The organism is Hyalangium sp. (genome assembly GCF_035629615.1).
Classification (GTDB): Bacteria; Myxococcota; Myxococcia; order Myxococcales; family Myxococcaceae; genus Hyalangium.
Map to the genome: position 1 here is coordinate 1 of NZ_DASPHO010000156.1, position 5746 is coordinate 5746.

Below are 5746 nucleotides of genomic sequence, written 5' to 3' on the forward strand. Positions count from 1 at the left end.
CGGCCGGGACTCCACCGGATGGAGGCGGGCTCTTCTCTCCAGTTGAGTGTCCCTCGGCCGACAACAAGCTATGGCTCGTCGGTGCGCGAGGACCTATCGGGAACGGGTTGAGCGCATTCATCACGATGCGTCGTCCGTTTCCTCCGGATGTTGTCGTGGGCAGCGAGGGAGGTCAGGCAGTCAGCATCCCGGTCCCTCCCTTGTAGAGAATCTCCCAGTTTGTTGAGAGGTATAGCTCTCGGCGAGCATCGCAGTCGGCAGCAGGCATGCCATGCGCGGCATCTGGGCGCCCGCTTCAGGAGTCCACGGTCTGAGGCGGACTCAGGCCAGCGGCGACGGCGGCCTGCCGCGCCTCATGGACGGCCCCCATGATGCGTCCCGAGTCAGGGAAGACCTTTTCTGCGTGTTCGGCGAGCGTGAGTGCCTCCTGAAGCTTCATTTCGAGGATGAGCGAGTTGAGAAGCCCCGCCCAGGCATCCTCCAGAGTCTCCAGGGCTTTGGCTGCGCCCTCTTCATAGAGCCCTCGCGCCTTCTTGAAATCGTTATGGATGGAATCATGGAAGTACGCCAACTCGACAAGCGCGGGGGCACTCCGATCTGAAGCCTGAACGGCTTGCTCCAACAATCGCTGGATCTCGGCGAAGGGATCCTGGCCCTCTGCGTCAGGCTCGTCGCTCAGGAGTAGAAATCGGGCCAGATAGAGGAGGTTGGGCGCAAAAGCAGGGCAAGCCTCAGCCAACTCTCGCTGAAGCTTCACCCTCTGAGAACTACCGTGTTCTCCCTTTCCCGCATCACGGGCCATACGAAGCCGCTCCATCAACTCTTCGGGGCTGAGATGGGGCATGGCGTACCCTACAGCTTGTCCATCAGACGATCCTGCTGCTCGATGATCTTCACTGCTCTGCGCAGTTGCGCCTCGGTCGCAAGGCTGTAGTCACCCGCCTCCAACATCTTCCTGCTCTCGAAGCATGTGAAGTCCTTGAGCTGCGAAGGGAAGTCGCGAACCCGCTGGAGCTTCGCGTGGACTTCGCCGAGTTTGGTGCTCAACACGGAGATCCGCTCGAGCATCTTCTGCGCTGTCTCCCTGCCAATCAGCCCACCGGCGGTGCTCTCAGCAATGAGCACCTGAGCCTCGGCGAACTGCCCTTTGCCGATCAGGACCCAGATCCGGACGCTCGCGGACCCGCCTTTGGTACGGATGCCATCCTCGTACACGGCATCTGGGTTGGTGCGGCCATCTCCATGGCTGCATCCATGCGAATGCATGGAGAGCATCCCGATGAGAAGCATACGCCAGCGCATGACGCTCCCTCCTACCAGCTCCTCAAGTCTACTCTGAACTCTCCCACTCGGGGAGACCTGCGGAGCGCACAAGCCGAGAAGCTCTTCCCTTTCCCTTCCCTCGTTGATGGCCTCACAGGCCTGTGGAAAGGTTCGCCGCTCGCCCTGGATGACGCCACCCTCACCTCGCTCCAGGCCGCACTGACCGCGAGCCCCGACAATGGGACGCTGCGCGCGCTCGTGCTCAAGGTCCTCCTCGATCGCAACGACGTGACGCAGGCCCGCAGCGTGCTCGGCAGCCACACCCCGGATGCCTTCCCCGCGTTGGACCGCCTCTACGCCGCCCGCGTCCTGCTCCAGTCTGGCGAGCCCGAGCGCGCCCTGCTCTTCTGCGCCGCCCCGTCCGCCGAGGCCAGCCTCCTGTTCGCCCGCGCCCTGTCCACCCTGGGCCGCAAGGACGAGGCTCGCGCCGCCTACCAGCGCGCCATCGGCCTCAACCCCACCCTGGAGGCCAAGGATCTGCTCGCCCAGCTCACCGCCACGGTGCGCGAGGTGGCCCCCGCCGGCGGCCCACGCCTCCGCGTCATCGCCAACGATGACACCGCCGCCAACGAAGTGGAGCGCGCGCTGGCTCCTCCCCAGCCGCCCCTCACCTTCGCGGACGTGGGCGGTCTGGTGGACATCAAGCAACAGATCCGCAAGCGCATCATCCTGCCCTTCCAGAAGCCCATCCTCTTCGATCGCTTCCGCAAGAAGGCCGGCGGCGGCATCCTCCTGTACGCCCTCCCGGCTGTGGCAAGACGCTGCTGGCCCGGGCCACCGCGGGTGAGTGCAGCGCCACCTTCTACAACGTGGCCATCTCCGACATCCTCGACATGTACATCGGCGAGTCGGAGCGAAAGCTGCACACCCTCTTCGAGAAGGCCCGGCAGACGACTCCCGCGGTGCTCTTCTTCGACGAGCTCGAGGCCCTGGCCGCCAAGCGCCAGTACAGCCGCGAGGGCACCAGCGCCAAGCTCGTCAGCCAGTTCCTCACGGAGATGGACGGCTTCGCGCAAGCCAACGGTGGAGTGCTCATCCTCGGCGCCACCAACGTGCCGTGGGCCATTGACCCGGCCTTCCGCCGCCCCGGACGCTTCGATCGCGTCCTCTTCGTCCCCCCACCGGACGCCCCGGCGCGCGAGGAGATCCTCCGCCTGCTGCTCAAGGACCGGCCCCAGGAGGCCGAGCTGGAGCTGGGCTTCCTCGTCAAGCACACGCAGGGCTTCTCCGGCGCTGACCTGGGCAACATCGTGGACACCGCCAGTGACGCCGCCATCGAGCGCTCGCTCACCCTCGGTGCCGAGTCCCCCATCTCCACCGCGGACCTGAAGCAGGCGCTCCAGGAGGTGAAGCCCACCGCGCTGGAGTGGCTCACCACCGCCCGCAACTACGCACGCTACGCCAACGAGGCCGGCCAGTACGACGAGGTGCTCGCATTCCTCCAGCAGCACGGAAAGGCCTAGGCCATGGCTCACGAGGCCTCCTACCGCATCCAGGACGAGCCGGCGCCCTCGGGCCTGGGGCACCTCATCGTCAACCCCGTCTTCCCGCTGCTCTCCGTCATGCTCGCGGGCGCGTGGCTGGCGCTGCCGTGGTTCGCCTTCAACTCCTTCGCCCTGGGCAGCCCCACCCGCCGCAAGGAGCTGCTGCTGGTCGTGGCGGCGCCACTGGGCATGATGGCTCTCTCCTTCGGGCTGGGGCTGCTCTACGTGCTCCTGGACTTGCCCAAGGGCAGCCTTCCGTACTTCCAGGTGCTGCTCGTCGTCTGGAAGCTGGCGGTGGCCTACTGGCTGTTCGATCTCCAGAAGCGCAGCTTCGCGCTCCATGAGTACTTCGGCGGCCCGGTGCGCAACGGCCTGCCGGTGATGGCCGCCGGCTTCCTGCTGAAAGGCGTGGTCCTGAAGGCCTTCGGCGGCTCGGGGTGGTGGCAGATGGTGGCGAGCTGAGGATGACCATGAACGAAGGCTTCCCCCAGCTCCGCATGGCTCCACATGGCGCAGCTCCAGCTCGCCCATGGCAACAACCTCGGTGCCATGGACATGCTGCGCCGCGCCCTCAGCGAGGACCCGGACGACGCGAAGGCCCACGCCCTGCTGGCTCTGGTGCTCCTGCGGCAGAAGCGGCTCCACGCCGCCGAGCACGAAGTGGGACTCGCCCTCGCCCTGGAGGCGGACCTCCCACTGGCGCACACCGCCGCCGCCTCGGTGGCCCTCGCCCAGCGGAAGTTCCCCCGCGCCGAGCAGCACCTCTCCCGCCTGCTGGAGCTGGAGCCCGAGGAGGCGGGACACCTGCTCCTCCGGGCCCAGCTCTTCGAGCTCACGGGCAAGCGTCAGCAGCGGCACGAGACGCTGAAGCAGGCGCTGGCGCTCGCGCCGGATGATCCGCACGTGCTGGTAGCTCTCGGCGAAGAAGCGCTCGAGAGTGGCGCCCTGAGGGCTGCAGAGCAACGGGCCCGAGAGGCGCTCGCCGCGGACGCACAGTTCCTCGATGGGCTCGTCCTCATGGGCCAGGTCCACCTTCGCCGAGGCCAGCTGGAGGAGGCGCGGGATCACGCCATCTGGGCGCTGCGCCAGAACGCGACGGACCCGGGCGCGCTGCGGCTGCTGGTCAACATCCAGGCGCGCCGAAGCTGGGTGCTGGGCCTCTGGTGGCGCTGGGCCACGTGGATGGAGACGCTGGGGGACGGCAAGGGCATGCTCGTGCTGCTGGGCGCCTACGCCGGCCAGCGAGTCGCGACCCTGGCGGCCAAGGATCTGCAGATGCCGGGCCTGGCGACGCTGATCAGCCTCATCTGGATTGCCCTCGTCGCCTACACATGGATAGGGCCCTCGCTCTTCAACCGCATGCTGCGGCGCGAGCTGCAGGAAGTGCGGCTCAGCGAGCGCTTCTGATCCGTTATTCACTGCTGCGGTGAGTCGCCGATCTCCATCTCATAACCATCGGCCAAAGACAGTGGGTAGAGGGCTCGATGGTCGAGGTTGGGGTAATACGCTGCGAGGTAGGGCTCACCCGCAATCGACACCCACGCCCAGGATGCTGGCTTGGGTTGTGACTGCAGCCATGCGTCTGCGTCCTCAAACCTGCTGAAGGACGCCACGGCAGTGGGGGGATTCGCTCTTCGGTGCCCGGCGAGATAATACTCAAGGTCGCGGTTGCGTGGCAGGCGGCGGATTCCAGTTACGCGATCATGGACCACATCGTGATAGGCGTTCGCGACCAGGATGTTTGCGGAAACGGGGGGATGGGGATGGCTCTGAAGCCACAGCTCCGCTTCCTCTCTCGATCCGAAAGAGGCCACGGCATAAGGGGGCCCGCTTGCGGCAACATGCTTGAGATACTCACTGAAGGCGCTGGCTTGACCGGTCCCAGCAATGAAGTGAAGTGTGTCCAGGATGATCTGGATCAGGCCTCGCTCCGCCATGGATTCGGCTTCGTCAAGGAGCGTCGTGAAGAACTCTCTCGTGCAGTTCAATCGCTCCTGAAGGCTCACCAGTTCCGGGGCGCTAGAGGCGGCGGGAATTTCCTCCGCTCGAGGTGGAACGCCAGCCGTAAGACTCTCGCGAAAGTCTTCGAAGCGGTGCCGCAGTCCGGTGTCAGAAATAAAGAAGAGCGCGTCTCGCGCCAGCTCCAGCAGTTGCCGCCGCTCAGGTGACGAGTTCTTGCTCCACTGCTTGCCAATCACCTCTTGTGGATCCGAGAGAGCAGAACTATCGGTCATGGCTTTGCCGCTGCAATTGAAGGAGTGGGCGAGGCATCCGCCGACACGAACAAGACAGCCGGGGCGAGGATCAAGGCGCTGCCTCCACTTCCTGCGACGATAGCGACAAAAGCCACTCCCGCGATGACAACGACTGCGCCTACTCGCAGTTCTCGGCGGTGCCGTTTCAACCAATCCACGGCTTCATCAATGACCGGGAAGCTCAGCGCCTCGGCCTGGTCGCGGAGCCGCGAGCAGTCATTGTATGCCGGCCTGCACCTATCGCGGCATATCCTGGCCTTTGAGCCTTGGTTCGCGTGGCTCCAGTTCGGTCCTGTGAGGGACTTCACGCGCATGGCGGTGCAAGCATCGAATTCCTCCTCGCAATCGCGAGTCCATGCAGCGCGGATGAAGCGTCCCTGTAGGCCTCCGTCGATCACCCGGGAGGGGTACTTCGAGAGGTCGAAGTGGCTCACAGGTTCCCATCCATGGGTGACCCGAGCATCCGGAGCCTCCTGGATGACAAGCACGAGGCGGGAGAGCTCGTCCCCTTCCTGCGGACCGTAGGCTGAGCGGGTCGCACCGCAGGCCACGAGCAGGAGGACAAGGCTCAACGCCATGACTCTCTGAGGAAGGGAAGCCATTCTCATCTGGGTGGAGAATACAAAATGAACGCCCCGCCCAGAACCCTCGAGGGCTCCAGAGCGGGGCGTCGGTACCGTGCTC

At 65.3% G+C, this 5746-nt stretch carries 7 protein-coding genes and 1 pseudogene; 4 read left to right on the forward strand and 4 right to left on the reverse strand.

Annotation, left to right across the window (positions count from 1 at the left end):
• Positions 1–295 precede the first annotated feature (295 nt).
• Together VD972_RS07965 and VD972_RS07970 are read right to left on the reverse strand one after the other, a co-directional pair.
• Positions 296–844 carry a hypothetical protein gene (locus VD972_RS07965; RefSeq protein WP_324983204.1) on the reverse strand — a complete coding sequence of 183 codons (549 nt, stop codon included), beginning with the start codon at positions 842–844 and terminating at the stop codon, positions 296–298.
• Between the two features lie 8 nt (positions 845–852).
• The gene (locus VD972_RS07970) at positions 853–1971 is read right to left on the reverse strand and encodes a hypothetical protein (RefSeq protein ID WP_324983206.1); all 1119 of its coding nucleotides are present in this window, start codon (positions 1969–1971) and stop codon (positions 853–855) included.
• Positions 1972–2075: 104 nt separating this feature from the next.
• Here VD972_RS07970 and VD972_RS07975 point away from each other — a divergent pair.
• The 4 genes and pseudogenes from VD972_RS07975 to VD972_RS07990 form a co-directional block, all read left to right on the forward strand.
• Positions 2076–2429 (forward strand): annotated as a pseudogene (locus VD972_RS07975) (AAA family ATPase); the annotation flags it as partial.
• Positions 2430–2516: 87 nt separating this feature from the next.
• Positions 2517–2786 carry a hypothetical protein gene (locus VD972_RS07980; protein ID WP_324983221.1) on the forward strand — a complete coding sequence of 90 codons (270 nt, stop codon included), beginning with the start codon at positions 2517–2519 and terminating at the stop codon, positions 2784–2786.
• Positions 2787–2789: 3 nt separating this feature from the next.
• A complete protein-coding gene (locus tag VD972_RS07985) occupies positions 2790–3269 on the forward strand; it encodes a hypothetical protein (protein WP_324983209.1) in 480 nt (159 codons plus the stop codon).
• 45 nt (positions 3270–3314) lie between these two features.
• Positions 3315–4214 carry a tetratricopeptide repeat protein gene (locus VD972_RS07990; protein ID WP_324983212.1) on the forward strand — a complete coding sequence of 300 codons (900 nt, stop codon included), beginning with the start codon at positions 3315–3317 and terminating at the stop codon, positions 4212–4214.
• A gap of 8 nt (positions 4215–4222) precedes the next feature.
• On the opposite strand, the gene VD972_RS07995 is transcribed toward VD972_RS07990, so the two are convergent.
• A complete protein-coding gene (locus tag VD972_RS07995; RefSeq protein WP_324983215.1) occupies positions 4223–5041 on the reverse strand; it encodes a hypothetical protein in 819 nt (272 codons plus the stop codon).
• Positions 5038–5746: hypothetical protein (locus VD972_RS08000; RefSeq protein WP_324983218.1), on the reverse strand; the 709-nt coding region annotated here is incomplete at its 5' end. The genes VD972_RS08000 and VD972_RS07995, both read right to left, overlap by 4 nt.